The sequence below is a fragment of the Polaromonas sp. genome, from assembly GCF_036676035.1.
Classification (GTDB): Bacteria; Pseudomonadota; Gammaproteobacteria; order Burkholderiales; family Burkholderiaceae_C; genus Polaromonas.
In genome coordinates this window covers 1-22385 of the sequence record NZ_JAKFDR010000128.1, presented here as the reverse complement: position 1 = coordinate 22385, position 22385 = coordinate 1, and the positions used below count along the sequence as shown (strand labels likewise).

Here is a 22385-nt window from a genome sequence, read left to right as displayed (position 1 = left end):
GGCTAGTCATGCCTTGGTAAAAATGGGTATAGCAACCAATAAAACATGGGCAAGAACGCCGATCCGGTCACCACAATGAGAAAGCCGGCACTGATCAGGCTTTCAGTGCCCCCCATCGCCCAACGGCCTGCCGTGGCAATCAACAAAAGGGCCACGCCCATGGTTGTTCCCTTCAGGAGTAGCCAGTAGGGAAGTTTCATTTCAAGTGCCACGATCATCAGGTAGTGCATCGCCACCACCATGCCAATACCTGCGAGAGCGCGTGCAAGGCCGACACCGTGCGCGCCCAATGCGGGTGCCAAAGCCCAGATCAGCGCAATACAGATCACCGCGCCCAGCAAATTGGGCAACAGCAGCAGCCGGGTTTTCATTTTGGCGTGAGCCGACATGCTGTAGACGCCGGCAACCACCCTGGCACCTTCAGCCAGGACGCCCCAAACCACAAATTGCGATGCGGACTGGTAGGCTGGCCCCACCATGAAACGTGTCAACTCCGGTGCCAGCCCCGCAAGCAGAAACGTGACCAGCATCAGTGACGGCAAAATGGCCCCGGCGTACTTGTTCCAGGCCAGTGACTGCTCGGCCATATCGTTATTGCTCACGCGCTTGTAAAACTTTGGCTGGAAGTAGGTGGTCAGTACAGACTCAAATGCCGCCATCAAACCCGCGCTGATACCGTAACCAGTTACAAAAAGCCCCAAGGCAACCAGCCCAAGCGAGTCCGCGACAAAAAATCGATAGCCCTGAGTTTGTAGCCAGTTGAAACCAACTGAAATGGCGACCGGCCATGCAAAACTGAAGAGAAGGCTGAGGTGCGCGCGGGTGGGCGTTGGAACGGTGACTGGAGGTTTCAGTTTGTCAAAAAACACCGTTACCCCAATCACTGCAAACACGGCTTGGCCGATCAGCAAGCCCAATAGCCAATACTCGGCCTTCGGCTCAAAGGCCCTCACTAACAGAAATGAACTGACAAGGCCAGCCCCTATGGTTGCCAGAGTCAAAGTGACGAAGCGGCCACGAAACTCGAGCATGTTGAGCGACGGAATTGCAGTCTGATTGATGGTATTGAACAGCAATGAACCGCAAACCAGCACCAGCAGCCATGCTGTGTTGAACTGAAAGCCGAAGGCATGGATTTTGTTGAGAGCCGCAAGGCTCGCCGCGGCAACCACGCTTACTATCAAAAGGTAGATCCAGTGCAGCTTGAGGTAGTACTTCGCACGCCCTAGTGCGTCCCAGGCATGAAAGCGGCGGTTGATGAACATGCCCACCGGATTCACCAGAAACAACGCAAAGAAAGTTGTTGCCGCCGTGATCAACGAGAGCCGGCCCATCTCTGCAGGCGGTAGATAGCTTGTGGCAAGTCGCATGACTAAAAGCAACAAAATGAACTGTGCTGCATTGCCAAACAGAACTAATATCAAGGGGCGGCCTGTTTATCGTGCACTCGACGCATAAAGGCATCTATGCGGTGCTTCACCGAGGGCAGGTCCAGGCGGTGCTCCTGCAGCAGGTAGTCCCAGGTTCCGCAATAGGCCGAGAAACGGTCTTCGATGCCGATGCGGCAGACCGGCAGCGGACGGTGTGTGGCGACTTCTTCAGCCACACAAGCGCCCAGTCCGCCCATGACCGAGTGCTCCTCAAGCGTAATCACGCAGTCGACACGGCGGGTAATTTCGGCCAGTTGCTGCTGGCTCAGGGGCTTGATGGAGGGCACGCTCCATACTTCTGCATCCAGGCCCTGATCGGTCAAATCCAGCGCCGTCCTGACCATGGAGCCAGTGGCCAGCAACGCTATGCGCTGCGTGCCTTTCCTGAGTTGCAGCAACTCACCGGCCTGCAGCCGGACCGGCCCGGCATGCACATCACCGCGATCGCTTTTGCCCACACGCAAGTAGACCGGTGAAGCCAGTTGCAGCGCAAGTTGCATGGTGGCCGTCATTTCAAAGCGATCGGCTGGTGACAGCACGGTCAGCGAAGGGATGGCCCGTGTACAAGCGATGTCTTCGGTGGACTGGTGGCTGGCGCCCAGATGGCTGTAAACCAGGCCTGCGCCGTCGCCAATCAGGATGACGGGCAGGTTCTCGTAACAAACATCGATCTTGATCTGCTCGAGCACACGCACGGGGACAAAGGCCGCCAGTCCGTAAACAATGGGTTTGAACCCGGCCTTGGCCAAGCCGGCAGCCACACCCACCATGTTCTGCTCGGCAATGCCGCAGTTGATGTACTGGTCCGGCCGCGCCTTGCGGAACGCATCAAACAGCGCGTAGCCGTGGTCGCCCGTGAGCAACAGGACTTTGGGGTCTGACAGCGCAGCCGCAACCAGCGCGTCGGAAAATGAAGTTCTCATGCTGTGTATCCCAGCTCGGTGATGGCGGCCGCGTGCGTTTCGGGGGTAAGGCGTGTGTAGTGCCAGATGTTGTTGTGTTCCATGAAGGACACGCCCTTGCCCTTGACGCTGGTGGCCACAATCGCCTTGGGCCTGCCGTTGCGGGCGGCTTTCATGCTGCCGTAAGCGGCGTCGATGGCCACTTCGTCATGCCCGTCGATGGTGACTGCATCAAAGCCGAAAGCCCTGAACTTTTCTTCAATATTTCCCAGCGCGATGACATCGTCGGTAGTGCCCATGGCCTGAAAACCGTTCTTGTCGACAATTACCACGAGGTTGTCCAGCTTGAAGTGCGCGGCAAACAGGGCCGCTTCCCAAATAGGACCCTCATTGAGCTCGCCGTCGCCGACCAGCGCATAACAGGTCTGCTCCGTTTTGTTCAGCTTGGCCGCCAGCGCCAGGCCCGCTGCGACCGACAGCCCGTGCCCCAGCGAACCGGCAGTGGCTTCCACGCCGGGCACATGAACGTCGGCCAGGCCCTTGAGGCGGGTGCCGTTTTTAAAGTAGTCGGCGATATCGTTGTCCGTGAGCCAGCCCAGCTCATGCAGGCAGGCGTACTGGGCCATGACGCCGTGGCCTTTGCTGAGCACCATGTAGTCGCGGGTTGGCAAAGCCGGGTTGGTGGGGTCGAGCTGGAGATGCTTGCGGTACAGCACGGCCAGCAGCTCCACGATGGAAAACGCGCAGCCGATATGAACGGTGGCGCCTGAGTAAGCCATATCGAGAATGACTTTGCGGATGTGATTTGCGTTGAACTTGTTCATAGTGCCGTCGCCGAACGACTCCAGTGGATGGTTTTGAGCAGGGCGGTATTGAGCGCGGTGTATTCGGCCAGGCCCAACTCGCGCCTTGCCTTGAGCGTGTCGGGCACATAACGCGGTGCCGGCGCATCGGACGTGGCTTGCGTCTGCACCTTGATGGGCGTATCCGTACCCGCCGCATCAACGACTTGCCGGGCCAGCGCTGCAATCGACACCGCGTTCTCGGAGCCGACGTTGTAAGCCTGCCCTGCCGCGCCAGAGGCGAGGATGCGCAAGAGCCAGACACAGAGGTCGGCCATGTAAAGGTAAGAGCGCAGCGGCCGTCCGTCGCCCTGCACGTTAATGGCTTGGCCGGCCAGCGCGTCGCGCACGAAGTTACCGGCAGCAAAAGGTCCGTTGAGCGGCAAGCCGGGTCCGATCAACGCGAAGATGCGTGCAATGCAGGACTCGAACCCGGCTTGTGACGCCTTCGCCGCATGGGCCGCATGGGCCGCATGGGCCGCATGGGCCGCATGGGCAGAGGCCAGCCACTCGGCCGCGCGTTTGCCGTTGCCATATGCGGCGCCCGGCTGCAGTGGGTCAGGCGCCCCGCCATAAGTTTCGGCCATGCGCTCCAGGCCGGCAGGCTGTGGTCCATACACGGCGCCGCTTGAGGTCAGTAAAAAGCGCGACGCACCGTTTGCATGAGCCAGATCGAGCACGCGCCGCGTTCCCAGCACAATGGAGTCAAACACCCTGAGGGGGTCGCCCGCCTTGAGCGGGTCGCCCACGTCAGTGGCGGCGTGTATGCAGAGGTCCAGGCTGCCCAACGGACCGGCAAAGCTGCTCACGTCGCCCGCCACCAGGGTGGTGTCGGGCCTGCTGAAGACATGGGGTGCCTGCTGCCGGGCGCGCTCCGGGTCGCGGGTCAGCACGATCAGCTCGATTTTGCTGCCCAGCCTGTCATTGGCGCGTTGCAGGGCCTGCAGCAGCCACGTTCCGATGAAGCCGGTACCGCCGGTCATGAAAAGCCTCGCTCCGCCAAAGCGCGACCAGAACTCCGGTGTTAGCGACAACACCAGGTCAAGATCGTCGTGGGGCAGGGCGGCACGCATGGAAAATCAGAAGTTCACGCCGAGATAGGTCTCGATCTTGCGCGCTGCGAATTCGAGCATGGTGGGTGTCAGCGAGGGTTGAACACCGATCCAGAAGGTGTTGTTCATCACATTGTCGGTATTGGTCAGGTCGCCGCTGATACGGTATTTGGCGCCGGCCATGTAGGGCTGGCGCGTCAGGTTGCCGGCAAACAGCAGGCGCGTGCCGACCTTGTTTTGATCCAGGTAGGTCAGCAGGTCCAGCCGCGTGACCGGGCAATTTTCTTTCAGCGTGATCGGAAAGCCGAACCACGAGGGGTCGGAGTGTTCGGTCGGCTCGGGCAGGTTTACAAATTCTTCGCAGGCCTTCAGACGTTTTTTCAGGAAGGCAAAGTTGTCCTTGCGGGCCTGGATAAATGCCGGCGCCTTGTCCAGCTGGGCCAACCCGCAGGCGGCCTGCATATCGGTGATTTTGAGGTTGTAGCCCAGGTGGCCGTAGGTGTACTTGTGGTCGTAGCCCTCGGGCAGGTCGCCCAGTTTCCAGCAAAAGCGCTTGCCACAGGTGTTGTCTTTGCCGGGCGGGCAATAACAGTCGCGCCCCCAGTCGCGAAAGCTCTCGGCAATCGTTTTGAGTTCGTCATGGTTGGTAAAGACCGCTCCGCCTTCACCCATCGTGATGTGGTGAGCAGGGTAAAAGCTCAGTGTGGCAATATCACCAAACGTGCCGACCATCTGGCCGCGGTAAGTGGTGCCCAGCGCATCGCAGCAGTCTTCCACCAGCCACAGCTTGTGCTTTTCGCATAGTGCCGTGACGACATCGAGGTTGAAGGGGTTGCCCAAGGAGTGAGCCAGCATGATGGCCTTGGTCTTGGGACCAATGGCCGCTTCGATCTTGCTGGCGTCGATATTGTGCGTAAGGCGGTCCACATCAACAAACACTGGCACGGCGCCAAACTGCAGAATGGGGTTGACGGTTGTTGGAAAGCCGGCGGCCACACCGATAACTTCATCGCCCGGCTTGATGGCTCTGTCGCCCAGCTTCGGGGAGGTCAGCGTGCTGAACGCTACGAGGTTGGCCGACGAGCCCGAGTTGACGGTGATCAGGTGCTTGACGCCGATGAACGCCGCCAGTTTTTTCTCGAATTCGGTGTTGAAACGGCCCGTGGTGAGCCAGCCGTCGAGCGAGGCCTCGACCATGTTTTTGAGTTCAGCGGCATCGAGCAGTTTTCCTGAAGGTGGAACTGCGTTAACGCCCGGAAAAAATGGCTCGGGCGCCAGCGCAAGAGCGGCGTACTGTTCCACCAGCGTGGAAATTTGGTCGCGGAGGGCTTGGGTTTGTGCGTTTTGCATGATTTGAAAATCCGCGGGATTCAAGTGGGATTGGAGGTAAGTGCTTGCGCCTGGCAGGCCTGGATCTGTGCTTGCGTAAGCGCGCGCAGATCGGCGCCAGCCTGCTTTTCCCGGGTCCAGTCGACGATCAGGCCGAGGGCCTGGTCCAGCCGCATGACGGGCTGCCAGTTAAGGTGGTGGCTGGCCTTGGAGATGTCCAGCTTGAGGTAGTTGGCCTCATGGGGATGCTCCCCTGCATCAATCTGCCAGCTCGCGCCGTCGGACCATTTCTGCGCGAGTTGCGTGACGATCCACTCGACGGGGCGCGCATCGTCGCTGTGCGGCCCGAAATTCCAGCCCTCGGCAAAAGCCGTGCCTTCCATGTAGAGCTTTTCGGCCAGGGTCAAATACCCGCGCAGCGGCTCTAAAACGTGTTGCCACGGACGTGTTGCATGCGGGTTGCGGATCACAACGGGCTGGGCTTTTTCAAAGGCGGCCAGGATGTCGGGAATCAACCGGTCCTTGGCCCAGTCTCCCCCCCCGATCACATTGCCCGCTCGGGCCGTTGCCAGCGCGACGCCATGCTGCGCATGTGTGTGCGGACTGAAAAACGAAGACCGGTAGGCCGAACTCACCAGTTCAGCGCAGCCCTTGCTGTTGCTGTAGGGGTCATGGCCGCCCATGGGCTCGTCTTCACGGTAACCCCAGACCCACTCCTTGTTCTCATAACACTTGTCGGTCGTGACGTTGACCACCGCTTTCACGCCTGCCGTCTGGCGCACGGCCTCAAGCAGGTGCACCGTGCCCATGACGTTGGTGGCATAGGTTTCGACCGGCTCAGCATACGAGCGGCGCACCAGTGACTGTGCGGCCATGTGAATGACGATTTCAGGCTGCGCCGCCTGCATGGCTTTGAGCAGGGCCGGCAGGTCGCGAATGTCCCCGTGCAAGGATTGCATGCCTTCGGCGACCCGGGCCGCTTCAAAAAGGCTGGGCGTGGTCGGTGGGGCCAGCGAATAGCCGGTGACAGAGGCGCCGAGCTGTTCCAGCCAGAGCGACAGCCAGCTGCCCTTAAAGCCGGTATGGCCGGTCAGGAAGACGCGCTTGCCCCGCCAGAACGCCGGCGTCATTTCCAGACCTTCCAGGGCGCGTTACCTGAGGCCCAGAGTTCTTCCAGGTGGGTTTTGTCGCGTAGCGTGTCCATGGGCTGCCAAAAGCCGCTGTGCTGGTAAGCGGCCAGCTGACCTTCGTCGGCCAGCGTTTCAAGCGGTGTGCGTTCCCAGACACTGCTGTCACCGTCGATGTACCTGAGAACCTCCGGCGACAGTACAAAGAAGCCGCCGTTGATCATCGCGCCGTCGCCTTTGGGTTTTTCCTTGAAACTGCGCACCTTGTGGCCTTCGAAATCCAGCGCGCCGAAGCGGCCGGGAGGCAGGGTGGCGGTCAGCGTCGCCTTGACCTTGCGGGCCTTGTGAAAAGCGACAAGCTCGGTGATGTTCACGTCGCTCACACCATCGCCGTAGGTAAAGCAGAAGGCCTCTTCGTCCTGAACATAGGAGGCCACGCGTTTGAGCCGGCCGCCCGTCATGGTTTCTTCGCCCGTGTCAATGAGCGTGACGCGCCAGGGTTCAGCGCTGCGCTGATGCACTTCCATGCTGTTTTTGCTCATGTCGAACGTCACGTCGGACATGTGCAAAAAATAGTTCGCAAAATACTCCTTGATCAGATAGCCCTTGTAGCCGCAGCAGATCACGAAATCGTTCACGCCATGCGCGGAATAGATTTTCATGATGTGCCACAAAATGGGCTTGCCGCCCACCTCGATCATGGGCTTGGGTTTGGCATAGGTCTCTTCAGAGATACGTGTTCCCAAACCGCCTGCAAGAATGACTGCTTTCATGGTTTAAATGCTTTTCAGTTGCCTGACCGCATCCGCAATGGAGTAGTGGTGGTTGCCGACGAAGAGTCCGTTGCTGTCGATATGCTCGGCATTGGTGAGCGTGCCCGAGACCTCCGAATTGAAATATTTGACGACTTCATTTTTGGCGAAGTTGCCGGCCACAATCGGGCGCACTTCAAAGCCGAGCCCATTAAGCTTGTTCACAAGCTCATCCCGGGTCAGGTTCACGCCGGGGCGTATCACCAGGCTGAAGCCGAACCAGCTGCTTTCGCCGATCTCTTTCTGGACCAAAACCGTTGGGTGGTCTTGCATGACTGACTGCAGCATGGCTGCATTTTTTCGGCGTTCAGCCACAAGCGAAGGCAGCTTCTTGACCTGCTCAATGCCGAGGGCACCCGACATTTCGAGCGGCCTGACGTTGTAGCCCGGCAGCACAAAGCGGAATGACTCCTTGAAGGGGTCGTCGCTTTTTTCTCCGCACACATGGTTGAATTTGGGCAGGTTGCGGGTCCAGCCGTGGGCGCGCAGCGACAGCAGGATGTGGTGCAGCTCCTCGTCGTCGGTGCTGATGAGGCCGCCTTCCATGGTCGAGATGTGGTGCGAGAAGAATGAGCTGTAGCTGCCCATCACGCCAAAGGTGCCGGCCTGCTTGCCCTTGAACTGTGCACCGAGCGACTCGCAGTTGTCCTCGATCAGCGTGATCTTGCGGCTGCCGATGATGGACTTGATGCGGTCAAAGTCGTTGGGGTTGCCGAGCAGGTTCACCGCCATGATCAGGCGGGTCTTGTCGGTGACCGCTTTTTCCAGCGCAGCCAGATCGAAGTTCAGCGTCTCAAGGTCAATGTCGACGAACTTGAGTTTGAGGCCGTACTGATGGAGCGGGTAGTAGGTGGTGCTCCAGGACACGGCGGGCACGATGACTTCGTCGCCGGCCTTGAGTGTCAGGTCGGGGTTCTTTGAATAGAACAGCGCGGCGACCATCAGCAAGTTTGCTGAAGAGCCCGAATTGACCATCACGCAATGTTTGACGCCCAGATAGCTGGCAAACTGCTTTTCGAATTCGAACACATTCGGGCCCATGGTGAACATGCCTGAAGTGATGACACGCTGCAGCGCGTCGTATTCAGCCTGGTCCCAGGTGGCGGTAGCGAGGGGGTATTTGTAGCTCATGCGTGCTTGTCCTGCAGGTAGTAGTGATACGCTTTTTCAATGCCCTCATGCAGGGCAGTGGCGGGCATCCATCCCCAGGCGCGCTGCCTGCCGATGTCGACCAGTTTTTGCTTCATGCCGACGGGCTTGGTGGTGTCGTGCACAAACCGCCCCTGCCAGCCAATGACTTGCGCCGCGGCGGCGTAGTACTCGTTGATGCTGTAGTCGTGGCCCAGGCCGATATTGATCAGGTCAGGCAGCTGGTCGAAGCCTTCCAGGGCCCGCAGCACGGCGTCGGCCAGGTCGCCCGCATACATGAACTCGCGGCGCGCCGTGCCATCGCCCCAGATATCAACCTCTGCCAGATGCTGGACCTTGGCCTGGTGCACCTTGTGGATGATGGCCGGGATCAGGTGTGAATGCTGGGGGGCAAACTTGTCGTGCCGTCCATACAGGTTGCATGGAATCAGCGTCTTGTAATGCAGGCCAGGTGTTTCGCGGTTGATGTATTCGCAAAGGCGCGTCGCAAAAATCTTGGCCAGTGCATAACCCTCGTTGGTGGGCTCCAGCTCGCCCTGGAGCACCAGCGCCTCGCCCAACGGGTTGAGCGCGTTGCGCGGGTACATGCACGAGCTCGCCAGATTGAGCAGCTTGCCCACGCCCGCTTCACGTGCGGCCAGGATCACATTGCGGCCCAGGTCCACGTTGGTGACCAGAAAGTCCACCGGGTGGGCGATGTTGGCCTGGATGCCGCCCACCCTGCCGGCCGAGTGAATGACAGCATCGGGGCGCAGGTCGGCCATGAACTGGCGGGTCGCCCTGAAATCCGTCAGATCCAGCTCTTTACTGGTGGGCGCGACAAATTCCCAGTTGGCGGCGTGCGGGTGCTCCAGAATGTTCTGGCCCACCATGCCGCGGCCGCCTGTGAGCAGGATGCGAGCTTTTGCCACCGTGCTCAGCCCTGGTTGCGCAGGGCTTTGTGGCCATGCTGTTTGACCTTGAGGTCGAACTCGGCCTCCGTCATGTCGGCCTTGGCCATTTCGGCGACCAGTTCCGCAAAACTGATCTTGGGCACCCAGCCCAGTTTTTCGCGCGCCTTGCTTGCGTCGCCGAGCAGGGTTTCCACCTCGGTAGGACGAAAGTAGCGCGGGTCAACAGCGACGATGCACTTGCCGGTCACGGCGTCATAGCCTTTTTCGTCAACGTTGCTGCCTTCCCAACGGATTTGCAGGCCCAGTTCGTTGGCTGCGGCCTCGACGAACTCGCGCACGCTGTATTGCACGCCGGTGGCGATCACAAAGTCTTCGGGTTTGTCCTGCTGCAGCATCAACCACTGCATCTCGACGTAATCTTTGGCATGGCCCCAGTCGCGCTTGGAATCCATGTTGCCCAGGTACAGGCAGTCCTGGATGCCGAGCTTGATACGGGCCAGCGCCCGGGTAATTTTGCGGGTGACAAAGGTTTCGCCGCGAATCGGGCTTTCGTGGTTGAACAAAATCCCGTTACAGGCATAAATGCCGTAGGCCTCGCGGTAGTTGACGGTGATCCAGTAAGCGTAGAGCTTGGCGACGGCATAAGGACTGCGCGGGTAGAAGGGCGTAGTTTCCTTTTGGGGCGTTTCCTGCACGAGGCCGTACAGTTCCGAGGTCGAGGCCTGGTAAAACCGTGTCTTCTTCTCAAGCCCGAGAATGCGCATGGCTTCGAGTATGCGCAAGGCCCCCAGCGCGTCGCTGTTGGCGGTGTATTCCGGCTCTTCGAAGCTCACCGCTACATGACTTTGGGCGGCGAGGTTGTAGATCTCGTCGGGTTGAACCAGCTGGATGATCCGGGTGAGGGACGAGGAGTCGGTCATGTCACCATGGTGCAGGGTGAAGTCAATGCCCTTTTCATGCGGGTCATGGAACAGGTGATCAATGCGGTCTGTATTGAAAAGCGAAGTGCGACGCTTGATCCCATGAACCGCGTAACCCTTGCCAAGCAAAAATTCCGCGAGGTAGGCGCCGTCCTGTCCGGTGACGCCGGTGATAAGTGCTTTTTTCATTCTTTAGGCCCTGCCATAGTTGTCGGTAAATCGTACGATGTCATCCTCACCCAGATAACTACCAGACTGGACTTCAATTATCTCGAGGTCGGTCTTGCCGGGGTTTTCCAGGCGGTGAGTTTCACCAATGGGAATGTAGGTCGACTGGTTCTCCGTGAGGAGGAAAGTCTCACTGCCTTTGGTCACCAGCGCGGTGCCGGACACGACAATCCAGTGCTCTGCACGATGGTGGTGTTTTTGCAGACTGAGCGATGCACCAGGCTTGACCGCAATGCGCTTGACCTGAAAGCGCTCACCACGGTCAATGCTGTCATACCACCCCCAGGGGCGTGCGACTCTGCGGTGCATGCTGGCTTCGGGGCTTTGCTGCGTCTCCAGTTGTGCCACCACGTGTTTGACCTGCTCGGCATGGCTGCTTGCGGCCACCAGCAGAGCATCGGGGGTGTCAATGATCAGCAAATCCTGCGTGCCCAGAGCCACAACCGTGCGATGCGGAGCGTGAATATAGGTCCGCTTACTTTGCACCGCTAGGCCTTGGCCGTCAATGCGGTTGTCCTGGTTGTCGGCCGGCGACAAATCAGCCACGGCATTCCAACTGCCCACGTCGCTCCAGGTGCCTGCAAACGGTACCACGGCCACCTTTTTGTGGCGCTCCAGAACCGCGTAGTCGATACTTTCAGACCGGCAGGTACTGAAGGCTTCGGGCTCTGGGCGCACAAACTGCTGGTCCTGTTTCGCTTGCGCCATGGCTTGCTGGCAGCTTTGAAAAATATCGGGCGCGTGCAGCTGCAGCGCTTTAAGCAGGGTGTCCGCCTGAGCTAGAAAGATCCCTGCATTCCAGAGCACATTACCTTGCAAAATCAGCGCCTCTGCCCTGTCAGCAGCGGGCTTTTCAATAAAGCGAGTCACACCAAAGCTGTCATTGCCGCTGGCCGCGCCCTGTTCAATATAGCCATAGGCTGTGCAGGGAAAGCTTGGCACCACGCCAAAGGTGACGATGGCGCCCTGGCGTGCGGCCTGGCTGCCTTGCTGCACCATGGCTGCAAAAGCCTGCGCATCGGGGATGTGGTGATCAGAGGGGCTAAACAGCAGCAAGTCTTGCGGGCCGACCTTCAGCGCTGCCAGCGCCATCGCGGCAGCCGTGTTGCGCGCCACCGGCTCCAGGATGATCTGACCCTTGATCTTTGCGGCCTGCATGGCCTCGCTGACCAGAAAGCGGTGGTCTTCGGCGGCCACGCAAATCACCTCAGAGGCTGTGCTGCCGCCACTGACCTGCGCTACACGCTCCAGCGTCAGTTGCAGCAGGCTTTTGTTACCGATCAATGGTACGAATTGCTTGGGGAAACTCTTGCGCGAGAGCGGCCATAACCGCGTGCCCGAGCCGCCACAAAGAATGACGGGGGTGATTTTTGCGTTAATCATGAATGCGGTCTGGCTTGTTTTGGGTTTCGGTTACTTCAAACTTCAGGGCTTCGATCTCAAGCGTCAGGCTTTCGTACTCGGCCATCTTGCGTTCCAGAAAGCGGACCGTTAGCCCGGCTTTTTCGGCAATGCCGACAGGGGTCAGCAGGTAAGCGTAAGCCAGTTTTTTCTGGCTTTTGCTAAAGCTCTGCATCTTGATAAAGCCCTTGTCCAGCAATGCCTTGAGGCAATAGTTGGTTTTACCCAAGCTCACCCCTAACGCGTCTGCCAGATCGCGCTGGTTCATGTGTGGGTTAGCCTCCAAAAGGCGCAAAACCTTGAGGTGATTCTCTTCTTGAAGGGATGCGTTTAACAAGAGCTTTGGGTCGGCTTTAAACCCCTTCAGGCCCTGAAGCGGCTGTTGTGATGGCAGGCGGCTGGAGACTTTGGAGGGGGGGGGGGTGAATTCCGGAGTGTTCAACGAATGAACAAAGATATTAACACTTCTTGATGGTGGGTCTGCTGCCATAATTTAGTGCATTTTGACTTGACGCCATTGCTCAAAGCTGCTTGTAGGTAGGCAATTATTGAGTCGTGCTAATTTCTGTTGCGGCACAATTTGAATATTGACTTCAGATTTCATTAAATACCTGCCATGACCCAACCGACCGCTACCGACCCCGACCTCTCCCACGTCGGCCCGCGCGACAAAGCCGAAATCCTGGCCCAGGCGCTGCCCTACATCCGCAAGTTCCATGGCAAAACCCTGGTCATCAAGTACGGCGGCAACGCCATGACCGATCCGGCGCTGCAGGCGGATTTTGCCGAGGATGTGGTGCTGCTCAAGCTGGTGGGCATGAACCCGGTGGTGGTGCATGGCGGCGGGCCGCAGATCGAGACGGCGCTCAACCGGCTGGGCAAAAAGGGCGAGTTCGTCCAGGGCATGCGGGTGACCGACGAAGAGACGATGGAGGTGGTGGAGTGGGTGTTGGCCGGCCAGGTGCAGCAGGACATCGTGGGCCTGATCAACCAGGCTGGCGGCAAGGCGGTGGGCCTGACGGGGCGTGACGGCGGGCTGATTCGGGCGCAAAAGCTCAAGATGCTGGATAAAGACGACCCGGCCAAAGAGCACGACATCGGCTTTGTGGGCGATATCGTCAGCATCGACCCCAGCGTGGTCAAGGCGTTGCAGGACGATGCCTTCATCCCGGTCATCAGCCCGATCGGCTTTGGCGAGCACAATGAAAGCTACAACATCAATGCCGATGTGGTGGCGGGCAAGCTGGCCACCGTCCTCAAGGCTGAAAAACTGGTGCTGCTGACAAACACGCCCGGGGTGCTCGACAAAGCCGGCAAGCTGCTGACGGACCTGACGGCGCGCGAAATTGACGATCTGTTTGCCGACGGCACGATTTCGGGCGGCATGCTGCCCAAGATCGCCGGCGCGCTCGATGCGGCCAAGAGTGGCGTGAACTCGGTGCACATCATTGACGGGCGCGTGCCGCACGCCATGCTGCTGGAGATTTTGACCGACCAGGCCTACGGGACCATGATCCGCTCCCATTGAAAACGCATTCATGAAGCTACTGCGCGTCTGTCATGCGTCGTTGCGCGGTGCTCGCAATCCTCATGGGTTATTGGGGTCAGACACCAATTTCGCTGCGGTGCGCCGCACCGCACCCTCCGGGCGAACCGAAGGCTCGGCGAATTTGGGCTCTGACCCCAAAAACCCGCTCCGTGCGCCTAGCCTGACAGCCGCTCGCGACGCTTCCTGAACGCGTTTTTCACACGTTTTGATGCCTTATGAGACTTCTGCTTGTTGAAGACGACGTGATGGTGGCCAGCGGCATCAAGCTGGGGCTGAGCGACGCCGGCTACGCCGTGGACTGGGTCGGCAGCGCCGAGCGGGCTGAGGAGGTGCTGCAGGGTGAAACCTTTGACGCGGCGATCATTGACATCGGCCTGCCCCAGGTCGATGGCCTGGAGCTGACCCGGCGCTTGCGCCGCAGCGGTCTGGCCATGCCGGTACTGATCCTGACGGCGCGCGACGCCCTGCAGGACCGGGTGCAGGGGCTGGACCTGGGCGCCGACGACTACATGGTCAAGCCGTTTGAGCTGCCTGAGCTGCTGGCGCGGCTGCGCGCGCTGCTGCGCCGCTCGCAGGCCGCCACCAGCGCCACCTTAAGTTTTGGCGCGCTGGAACTCGACTCGGCCAATCGCCAGGCGCGTGCCAACGGCCAGCTGATCGAGCTGGGCCCGCGCGAATGGACGGTGATGGAGTACCTGCTGATCAACGCTCCCAAGCCCGCCAGCAAAGACAAGCTGTTGCAGGCCCTGACCGGCTGGGACAAGGAAATCACGCCCAACGCGATCGAGGTCTACATCTCGCGCCTGCGCGGCAAGCTCGAGCCGCATGGCATTGCCGTACGGTCCATCCGCGGGTTTGGTTACCGTCTGGAGTTGCTCGGTGGCGCAGGCGCCGGGGCCGAGTGAGCGCGCATGCATCCGGGCCGCACCTGGCTGGGCAGCCTGAAAAACCGCCTCACCAACAAGGCTGCGTCAGCCACGGCTGAGCGCGTGGCCGCACCCGCTGGGGTGATGCCGGCGGCCATGAAGTCCGGCCTGCAGCGCCGCTTGCTGCTGCTGCTGCTCATACCGCTCAGCGTATTTGCGCTTGTGAGCATTTACTTTGACTACCAGGCGGCCGGCAGTGCTGCCCTGCAAAAAGACCAGCAATTGCTGCGTCTGGTGCCTCTGTTGGCCGACTCGGTGGTGGCGGCGGCCCCGGTCGAAGGCGAGGCGCCGGTGCTCTTGCTGGCGCCGCCCGTGGAAGATTTCATCAAGGACCGGACCGGCATGGCCGGTTTCCGGATCTCCGGTGCGAAGGGTGATTTCCTGGTGGGCGAGTCTTGGATTGCGGAGCTGTTGCCGGCCACCAGCGAGCCCGAATTTCACAGCATGGCCGAAGGCGGTGTGACCTATCGCATCGTGGCCCAGCGCGTGCATACCGTGGCCGGCGAACTGATTGTCCAACTGGCCGACGGCTCGGACGCACGCCAGCAGTGGCTGCGCTTGGTCCTGTTCAAGGTGCTGCTGCCCAACCTGATTTTGGTGCTGGCGGCCGGGTTTGCCGTCAACTGGGCCGTCACGACCGCCCTCAAGCCGCTGCTGGACCTCAAGGAGGCCGTCGAGCGCCGCTCGCCGCGTGACCTGAGCGCGATTGACCCGCAAACCACCCCGGCCGAGGTGCAGCCGCTGGTGGCCTCGCTCAATCGCCTGTTTGGCCTGGTCAATGCCCAGGCCGAGGGGCAGCGCCGCTTCATCGCGGACGCGGCGCACCAGTTGCGCACGCCGCTGGCCGGCTTGCAGGCGCAGGTGGAGGCCTGGGCCCAGGCTGCCCGCGCCAGCGGCGCTGAAGGTCGCATTACCTTGAGCGCCGAGCAGATCCTCAAGCTGCGCAGCGCCACCCGGCGCACCTCGCAGTTGGCCAACCAGTTGCTGGCCCTGTCGCGGGCCGATGCCTCGGCCATCGCGGCCCAGCCCATGCAGCGTGTGGACCTCAAGGATCTGTGCGAATCCATCTTGCCCCTGCATCTGGATGCCGCAACGCGCAAGGGCATTGACCTGGGCCTGGAGGCCCGGCCCGCCCAGGCAACGGGTTACGAGTGGCTGTTGCGCGAGCTGTTGAGCAACCTGGTCGATAACGCGGTGAAGTACACGCCGGCCGGCGGCACCGTCACCATCCGCTGCGGGCCGGCGCCCGGGCTGGCCGATTCCATGGCCCCGGGTGATCCTCAGGCGCGGACGCGCGAGGGCGTGTTTCTGGAGGTCGAAGACGATGGCCCCGGCATTGCACCGCAGGAGCGGGCCAAGGCGCTGGAACGCTTTTACCGCGTGCAGGGCACGACCGGGGAGGGCAACGGGCTGGGGCTGGCGATTGCCGACGAGATTGCGCGGGTGCACGGCTCGCGGCTGGAGCTGGATGTTGCGAGCCAGTCAGCCAGCGGCCCGCGCGGTTTGCGGGTGCGCCTGAGTTTGTAGTGTGGCCAGACCGGCTGTCCGTGGTGCTCAGACAACAGCCGTCAACCCGCAGATCAAAGCGCCGGGCGCGTCACCGGCGCTGTGCGAGAATCAATCGCAACGATTTCCAGTCTTTTGAAACATCTCTTACACCGCCACTATGTCTGAGCTAGCGCCTGAAACTGAACCGAGCCCGGTATCGCCAGAAGCGGCCCCCCGCAAACGCCCCAAGCCGGGCGAGCGCCGCGTCCAGATCCTGCAGGCCCTGGCCACCATGCTCGAGCAGCCCGGTGCCGAGCGCATCACCACCTCGGCGCTGGCCGCCCGGCTGGAAGTGAGCGAAGCCGCGCTGTACCGGCACTTTGCCAGCAAGGCGCAGATGTTTGAAGGCCTGATCGAATTCATCGAGCAGTCGGTTTTCACGCTGGTCAACCAGATCAGCGAGCGTGAAACCGATCACGCCGTGCGCACGCGCCGGCTGGTGGTCATGGTGTTGCAGTTTGCTGAAAAGAACCCCGGCATGACCCGCGTGATGGTCGGTGATGCGCTGGTGTTTGAAAACGAGCGCCTGCAGGAGCGCATGAACCAGTTTTTCGACAAGCTCGAAGCCAGCCTCAGGCAAAGCCTGCGCGACGCGGCGGCCGCCAGCGGCGCCAGCACGCCCACGGTCGAGGCGCAGGTGCGCGCCTCGGTGATCGTGGCCTTCATGGTGGGCCGTTTGCAGCGCTTTGCCCGTTCCGGCTTCAAGCGTTTGCCGTCCGAGCACCTGGACGCCAGCCTGGCCAGTATATTGGGCTGACCCCTATCGGACGCGCACTTCGTGTCGCGCCTTTTCCCCTTCCAGGGGACGGCGCCTGCGGCCGGGCAAAGCCCGTTCCGCGGCCCCAACTGGTAAACCCCGCGGGGAGGCCAGCTAACGAGGATTCTTTTCCAGCAGGCGCCTTGGGGCCGGCTCCGCCGGCCCCAAGGCGCCTGTCCCCTGCAAGGGGAGGGGACGCTACACGCAGTGAGCGTCAGCAGGGGTGAGCTTATTCACCAGTTCCATAAAGTGCCGTCGTGCGCCAGCCGGTTCACCGGCAGGTAGGCGCGCTGGTAGGGGTATTTGGCGGCCAGCTTCTCGTCGATGTCCACGCCGTGTCCCACGGCTTCGCCGCAGTGCATGAAGCCGTTGTTGAAGCTGTAGGCGTGCGGAAACACCTCGTCGGTGGCCTCGGTGTGGCGCATGTATTCCTGCACGCCGAAGTTCGGCACCCAGGTGTCGAAATGCAGCGCCGCGCCCATGCACACCGGTGACAAATCCGTCGCGCCGTGGCAGCCGGTGCGCACCTGGTACATCGCGGCGAAGTCGGCAATGCGCCGCAGGTGCGTGATGCCGCCGGCATGCACCACGGTGGCGCGGATGTAGTCGATCAGCTGGTTCTGGATCAGGTCCTTGCAGTCCCACAGCGTGTTGAAAATTTCACCCACCGCCAGCGGCGTGGTGGTGTGCTGGCGGATCAGCTTGAAGGCTTCCTGGTTTTCCGCCGGCGTCGCATCCTCGATCCAGAACAGGTGGTAGGGCTCCAGCGCCTTGCCCAGCCGCGCGGCCTCGATAGGTGTCAGGCGGTGGTGCACATCGTGCAGCAGGTGGATGTCCGGCCCGACGGCGCTGCGCACCGCCTCGAACAGCTTGGGCGTGTGCAGCAGGTACTTTTCCGAGCTCCAGTCGTGCTCGCTGGGCAGGTCGGCGTCGGCCGGTTCGTAGAACAGCGTGCCTTTGCCCACGCCGTAGACCTTCTCCAGCCCCGGCACGCCGCTCTGCGCGCGGATGGCCTGGTAGCCCATCTCCTTGTAGCGCAAGACTTCGTCGACGGTCTGTGCGATGTCCTTGCCATTGGCGTGGCCGTAGACCATCACCCCGGTGCGGCTGCGCCCGCCGAGCAACTGGTACAGCGGCAGGTTCGCTGCCTTGGCCTTGATGTCCCACAGCGCCGTATCGACCGCGGCGATGGCGCTCATGGTCACAGGTCCGCGCCGCCAGTACGCACCCTTGTAAAGGTATTGCCAGATGTCTTCGATCTGGTGCGCATCGCGCCCGATCAGGCAGGGAATGACGTGGTCGGTGAGGTAACTCGCCACCGCCAGCTCGCGGCCGTTGAGCGTGGCGTCGCCGATGCCGGTCAGGCCCTCATCGGTTTCGATCTTGAGGGTGACGAAGTTGCGGCCGGGGCTGCAGACGATGACGCGGGCGTTGGTGATTTTCATGGTGTTTCAAGAGTCGGTGTCAGGTGCGTGTTGAGTTGGGCCAGGGCGGCCAGCATGCCTAGCTGGGTGATCTGGTCCAGCCAATGGGTGATACGGGCCAGCCAGCGCGCTTCCTGCGGCAGGGCCTCGCCCCAAATCGCGCTCAGCGTGCCCAGGGCCTGCACCGTGGCGGCGGCGTCGCCGGCGTGGGCCAGTGCCAGCGCCTGCGCCTGCAGCTGCTCTGCCATGGGGTCATGGATGGCGTAGCCTTGCCCTTGTTCGTCGCTGCCGCGCAGGTAGCGCATCCAGGCCGCGGCGGCAAAGGCCAGCCGCTCAACCGGCTGCCCGGTGCGCAGTGCGCCGAGTACCGAGGGCGTCCAGCGCTGCGGAATTTTTTGCGAGGAGTCGGTGGCGATCTGGTGCACGCGGTGCCGCAGCTCAGGGTTGGCAAAGCGCGCGAGCAGCGCATCGCGGTAGCGGGCCCAATCCGGGCGGCTGAGTTGCGGCCCCACCTCCACCGTCATCAGGCCATGGATGAACTGGTGGATGGCGGGCTGGGCGATGCACTCGCTGATCACGGGCAAACCCGCCACCGCGCCTATGCAGGCCATGGCCGTGTGGCTGCCGTTGAGCAGGCGCAGCTTGGCTTCTTCAAACGGGCCGACATCGTCCACCACCGTGACGCCCACGGCGGCCAGGGTATCAGCGTCGTCGGCATCGACAAAGCGGCGCTCGATCACCCATTCCCAAAACGCCTCGGTACCTAGGGCCGCCTGGTCTGCAACACCCAGGGCCTGCGCTGCCGCCGCCAGACGTTCTGCGGTGGCGGCGGGGACAATGCGATCCACCATGCTGTTGGGGAAGGCACAGGTGGCGGCTATCCAGTGCGCGAGCGCCGGGCTTTGGGCAAGCGCCGCCTCGATACACAGCGCTTGCAGCTTGCGGCCGTTGTGCGCCAGGTTGTCGCAGGAGGCGAGGGTCAGCCCCCCCAGGCCCACCGCCTGGCGCGCCGCCAGGCCTTGCACCAGCAGTCCGGCCAGCGCCGGCCCATAGCCTTTCTCGGTGACCGTGAGGGTGACCCAGCGGGTGGACGGCGCCGCCAGCGCCCGCACCACCTGCGACGGCTCGCGTGCGGCCACGCAGGTTTGCCAGAGCGCGCCGCTCAACTGCCAATGCACGCCGGCAGCGTTGGCGACCTGCACCGCGTACAAGCCATCTTGCGCGGCCAGGGCATCGGCCAGCGCCGTGCTGCGCATGGCGACACCGAGCACGCCCCAGCGCGCATTGCCACGCCGCAACAAGGCGTCAAAAACCAGTGCCTGGTGGGCGCGGTGAAAGGCCCCCAGACCGAGGTGCACGACGCCGACCGGGCCGCCGCGCGCGTAGCCTGGTGCGCTTATTCCGCGAGCGGCCAGAGACGGCAGGGACTGTGTGTTCAGCATGGCGAGCTCAGTCAAACTGCAAACCGCCGTTGAGGTCCAGCACCTCGCCGGTGATGAAGCCGCTCAAGGGGTGGGCCAGAAACAGCACCGTGTGGGCAAATTCCTCGAGCTCGCAAAAGCGGCCCACCGGGATTTTCTGGCGCAGCTCGGCTTGCCGTTCAGGGCTGACCTGCTCGGTCAGCATCTGGGTCTTGACGAAGGTGGGCGCTACGGCGTTGCAGGTCACGCCAAACGGGGCGTATTCGCGGGCAAAGCTGAAGGTCAGCGAGATCACGCCGCCCTTGCTGGCAGCGTAGGCCGGCAGCGGTGACAGGCCGCCGGTCTTGGCGCCGTACGACGACACGTTGACGATGCGGCCAAAGCCACGCGCCTTCATGCCGGGGGCCACGCGCTGGCTGACGTAAAACACGCCGTCCAGATTGATGCGCAGGGTCTTGTGCCACAGCTCGGGGGTGGTCTGCTCGCAGTTGGCGTATTGCAAAAAACCGGCATTGTTGACGCAGACGTCGATGCGGCCAAAGCGCGCCTCGATCTGGTCGCAGGCGGCGTGTACCTGGGCCTGCTCGCTCACGTCCATGGTGAAGCAGGCCAGGCGCTCACCAAACGAGGCCAGGGTGTCGGCGACGCGCTCGGTGCTCAGGTCGGTGGCGGCCACCCGGTAGCCTGCGTCCAGCAACGCCCGGGCGGTGGCCAGGCCCATGCCGGCATTGGCGCCGGTGACGAGTGCGATCTGGTCTTGAATGGGAGGGGTCATGGTGTTTAAAGGAGGTTAATAGTGTTTTAAGCCGCTGGCCCTTGATTTGTTTGCGCAGGCAGCTATTGATTTGATAGCGAAAGGGCGTGACTGCGAGCCTCAGTCCTGCAAGGTGACACCGACCTTGCGGCCCGCCGCAACCATCTCTTGCCAGGTCTGGCCATCCACCGCGATGCCATCGACATCGCGCTGCGCGCGGGTGGCGCGCTCCGGTTCGCCGGCAATCTGTACGGCGTCGAAGCCGGGTGCGACCGGTCCGGCTTTGAGCCAGTCGACAAAGGCCACCGCCTCCTGTTCAAAAGTCGCTTGTGTGCCCAGTTTGGCCGGGTCTATCAAAATCGTCAGCATGCCGTTGACGACGGCGCGCACGGCGGGGTCGGTCGGCTGATGCCAGGTACCGCCGCCGGTCAGCGCGCCGCCCAGCAGTTCGCAGGCCACGGCCAGGCCGTATCCCTTGTGCTCGCCAAAGGCCAGCAGCGCACCAAACAGGCCATTGCTCTGCGGCACCACCACCACGCCGGGGTCGATGGTGGGGCGGCCGTGTTCGTCAATCAGCGTGCCGGGCTCCACGTACCGGCCCTCGTTGTGCGCGACACGCATTTTTCCCTGCGCCGCGCGGCTGGTGGCAAAGTCCAACACGAAAGAATCGCGCCCCTTGAGAGGCACACCAATGCAGCAGGGGTTGGTGCCGTAGCGCCCGTCGGCGCCGCCAAAGGGCGCGACGACCGGGCGCGACAGCACATTGACAAAATGCAGGGACACCAGGCCCTGGTCCACGGCCATTTCGGCAAAGTGCCCGATGCGCCCGAGGTGGTGCGCATTGCTAAGGGTCATGATGCAGCTGCCGTGGGTCTGGGCGCGATCTATGCCGAGCGCCATCGCCTGTTCGCCAACGACCTGGCCGTAGCCGCGCTGGCCGTCCAGCGTGAGCAGCGAGCCGGTATCCAGCACCACCCGCACGCCGCTGTTGGGTTTAAGGCCGCCTTCGAGCACCGCGTCCACGTAGCGCGGCAGCATGCCCACACCGTGCGAGTCATGGCCGCTCAGGTTGGCCAGCACCAGGTTGGATGCGACGGTTGCGGCCTCTTCGGAGGAACTGCCAGCCGCTATTAAAACAGTAGCTGCTTGTGCACGTAACTGGGCGGCGGAGATGATGTGACTCATGTTGGTATTGAAGGTGTTTTGGGGTTCCATTCCCTCTCCCTCTGGGAGAGGGTTAGGGTGAGGGCCTCTCGGCACACAGAGCCCTCACCCCCGCCCTCTCCAAAGGGGAGAAGGAGTGAAGAAAGAAACTACATCACCGCACCGACTTGCCAGGGCACAAACTCGTTTTGCCCGTAGCCGTGTTTTTCGCTCTTGCTCTGCTCGCCTGAGGCGGTGGCCAGCACCAGCTCGAAAATGCGCTGCCCCATCTCGGCCACCGTGCTGCTGCCGTCGATGATCTCGCCGCAGTTGATGTCCATGTCGTCTTCCTGCTTGCGCCACAGCGCCGAGTTGGTCGACAGCTTGAGCGAGGGCGAGGGCGCGCAGCCATAGGCCGAGCCGCGGCCGGTGGTAAAGCAGATCAGGTTGGCGCCGCCAGCCACCTGGCCGGTCGCGCTGACCGGGTCGTAGCCGGGTGTGTCCATGTAGACAAAGCCGTGGGCCTGCACCGGCTCGGCGTATTCATAGACCGCCTGCAGGTTGCTGGTGCCGCCCTTGGCAACGGCGCCCAGCGATTTCTCGAGAATGGTGGTCAGCCCGCCGGCCTTGTTGCCCGGCGAGGGGTTGTTGTTCATTTCGCCTTCGTTGATCTCGGTGTAGTGCTCCCACCACTTGATGCGCTGGATAAGCTTCTCCGCCACCTCGGGTTTCACCGCCCGGCGCGTCAGCAGGTGTTCGGCGCCGTAAATTTCAGGCG

General features: G+C 61.9%; 20 protein-coding genes and 1 pseudogene. 4 read left to right on the top strand and 17 right to left on the bottom strand.

Annotation, left to right across the window (positions count from 1 at the left end):
- Positions 1-2: 2 nt before the first annotated feature.
- The 12 genes from V6M61_RS20180 to V6M61_RS20125 are packed head-to-tail and all read right to left on the bottom strand — an operon-like array spanning position 3 to position 12575.
- Positions 3-1424, bottom strand: a complete 1422-nt coding sequence (locus V6M61_RS20180; protein ID WP_332778393.1) for a lipopolysaccharide biosynthesis protein — start codon at positions 1422-1424, stop codon at positions 3-5.
- Positions 1421-2353, bottom strand: coding sequence for a transketolase family protein (locus tag V6M61_RS20175; protein ID WP_332778392.1), 933 nt, complete (start codon positions 2351-2353; stop codon positions 1421-1423). Before V6M61_RS20175 ends, V6M61_RS20180 begins: the two co-directional genes overlap by 4 nt.
- Positions 2350-3156: a transketolase gene (locus V6M61_RS20170; protein ID WP_332778391.1), complete on the bottom strand. Its 807-nt coding sequence runs from the start codon at positions 3154-3156 to the stop codon at positions 2350-2352. Before V6M61_RS20170 ends, V6M61_RS20175 begins: the two co-directional genes overlap by 4 nt.
- Complete coding sequence (locus tag V6M61_RS20165) at positions 3153-4247, bottom strand: NAD-dependent epimerase/dehydratase family protein (RefSeq protein WP_332778390.1); 1095 nt, start codon at positions 4245-4247, stop codon at positions 3153-3155. Before V6M61_RS20165 ends, V6M61_RS20170 begins: the two co-directional genes overlap by 4 nt.
- A 6-nt stretch (positions 4248-4253) precedes the next feature.
- Positions 4254-5576, bottom strand: coding sequence for a lipopolysaccharide biosynthesis protein RfbH (rfbH, locus tag V6M61_RS20160; RefSeq protein WP_332778389.1), 1323 nt, complete (start codon positions 5574-5576; stop codon positions 4254-4256).
- 20 nt (positions 5577-5596) lie between these two features.
- Positions 5597-6685, bottom strand: a complete 1089-nt coding sequence (rfbG, locus tag V6M61_RS20155; RefSeq protein WP_332778388.1) for a CDP-glucose 4,6-dehydratase — start codon at positions 6683-6685, stop codon at positions 5597-5599.
- Positions 6682-7455: a glucose-1-phosphate cytidylyltransferase gene (gene rfbF, locus V6M61_RS20150; protein WP_332778387.1), complete on the bottom strand. Its 774-nt coding sequence runs from the start codon at positions 7453-7455 to the stop codon at positions 6682-6684. The genes rfbG and rfbF overlap by 4 nt, the downstream gene beginning before the upstream one ends.
- 3 nt (positions 7456-7458) lie before the next feature.
- Positions 7459-8625, bottom strand: coding sequence for a DegT/DnrJ/EryC1/StrS family aminotransferase (locus V6M61_RS20145; RefSeq protein ID WP_332778386.1), 1167 nt, complete (start codon positions 8623-8625; stop codon positions 7459-7461).
- A complete protein-coding gene (locus V6M61_RS20140) occupies positions 8622-9554 on the bottom strand; it encodes a GDP-L-fucose synthase family protein (RefSeq protein WP_332778385.1) in 933 nt (310 codons plus the stop codon). The genes V6M61_RS20145 and V6M61_RS20140 overlap by 4 nt, the downstream gene beginning before the upstream one ends.
- 5 nt (positions 9555-9559) lie before the next feature.
- Positions 9560-10645 carry a GDP-mannose 4,6-dehydratase gene (gene gmd / locus V6M61_RS20135; protein ID WP_332778384.1) on the bottom strand — a complete coding sequence of 362 codons (1086 nt, stop codon included), beginning with the start codon at positions 10643-10645 and terminating at the stop codon, positions 9560-9562.
- A gap of 3 nt (positions 10646-10648) precedes the next feature.
- On the bottom strand, positions 10649-12067 hold the full coding sequence (locus tag V6M61_RS20130; RefSeq protein ID WP_332778383.1) for a mannose-1-phosphate guanylyltransferase/mannose-6-phosphate isomerase: 1419 nt from the start codon (positions 12065-12067) through the stop codon (positions 10649-10651).
- Positions 12060-12575: a MarR family EPS-associated transcriptional regulator gene (locus tag V6M61_RS20125; protein WP_332778382.1), complete on the bottom strand. Its 516-nt coding sequence runs from the start codon at positions 12573-12575 to the stop codon at positions 12060-12062. The genes V6M61_RS20130 and V6M61_RS20125 overlap by 8 nt, the downstream gene beginning before the upstream one ends.
- Positions 12576-12701: 126 nt before the next feature.
- Between V6M61_RS20125 and argB the strand changes: the two genes are divergently transcribed.
- The 4 genes from argB to slmA all read left to right on the top strand — a co-directional run bounded on the left by argB (position 12702) and on the right by slmA (position 16865).
- On the top strand, positions 12702-13613 hold the full coding sequence (argB, locus tag V6M61_RS20120; RefSeq protein ID WP_332778381.1) for an acetylglutamate kinase: 912 nt from the start codon (positions 12702-12704) through the stop codon (positions 13611-13613).
- Between the two features lie 236 nt (positions 13614-13849).
- Complete coding sequence (locus V6M61_RS20115; RefSeq protein ID WP_332778380.1) at positions 13850-14539, top strand: response regulator transcription factor; 690 nt, start codon at positions 13850-13852, stop codon at positions 14537-14539.
- Positions 14540-14656: 117 nt separating this feature from the next.
- Positions 14657-16087 carry a sensor histidine kinase gene (locus V6M61_RS20110; protein ID WP_332778425.1) on the top strand — a complete coding sequence of 477 codons (1431 nt, stop codon included), beginning with the start codon at positions 14657-14659 and terminating at the stop codon, positions 16085-16087.
- Between the two features lie 139 nt (positions 16088-16226).
- Complete coding sequence (gene slmA / locus V6M61_RS20105) at positions 16227-16865, top strand: nucleoid occlusion factor SlmA (protein ID WP_332778379.1); 639 nt, start codon at positions 16227-16229, stop codon at positions 16863-16865.
- A 233-nt stretch (positions 16866-17098) separates the two neighbouring features.
- Here slmA and manD read toward each other — a convergent pair whose 3' ends face one another.
- From manD to V6M61_RS20080, 5 genes and pseudogenes are all read right to left on the bottom strand, one after another.
- On the bottom strand, positions 17099-18310 hold the full coding sequence (gene manD / locus V6M61_RS20100) for a D-mannonate dehydratase ManD (protein ID WP_332778378.1): 1212 nt from the start codon (positions 18308-18310) through the stop codon (positions 17099-17101).
- Positions 18307-19731: a mannitol dehydrogenase family protein gene (locus V6M61_RS20095; RefSeq protein ID WP_332778377.1), complete on the bottom strand. Its 1425-nt coding sequence runs from the start codon at positions 19729-19731 to the stop codon at positions 18307-18309. The genes manD and V6M61_RS20095 overlap by 4 nt, the downstream gene beginning before the upstream one ends.
- A gap of 7 nt (positions 19732-19738) precedes the next feature.
- Positions 19739-20485, bottom strand: a complete 747-nt coding sequence (locus V6M61_RS20090; protein ID WP_332778376.1) for an SDR family NAD(P)-dependent oxidoreductase — start codon at positions 20483-20485, stop codon at positions 19739-19741.
- Positions 20486-20584: 99 nt separating this feature from the next.
- Positions 20585-21649, bottom strand: a complete 1065-nt coding sequence (locus tag V6M61_RS20085) for a malate/lactate/ureidoglycolate dehydrogenase (protein WP_332778424.1) — start codon at positions 21647-21649, stop codon at positions 20585-20587.
- A gap of 128 nt (positions 21650-21777) precedes the next feature.
- A pseudogene (locus tag V6M61_RS20080) lies at positions 21778-22385 on the bottom strand (altronate dehydratase); the annotation flags it as partial.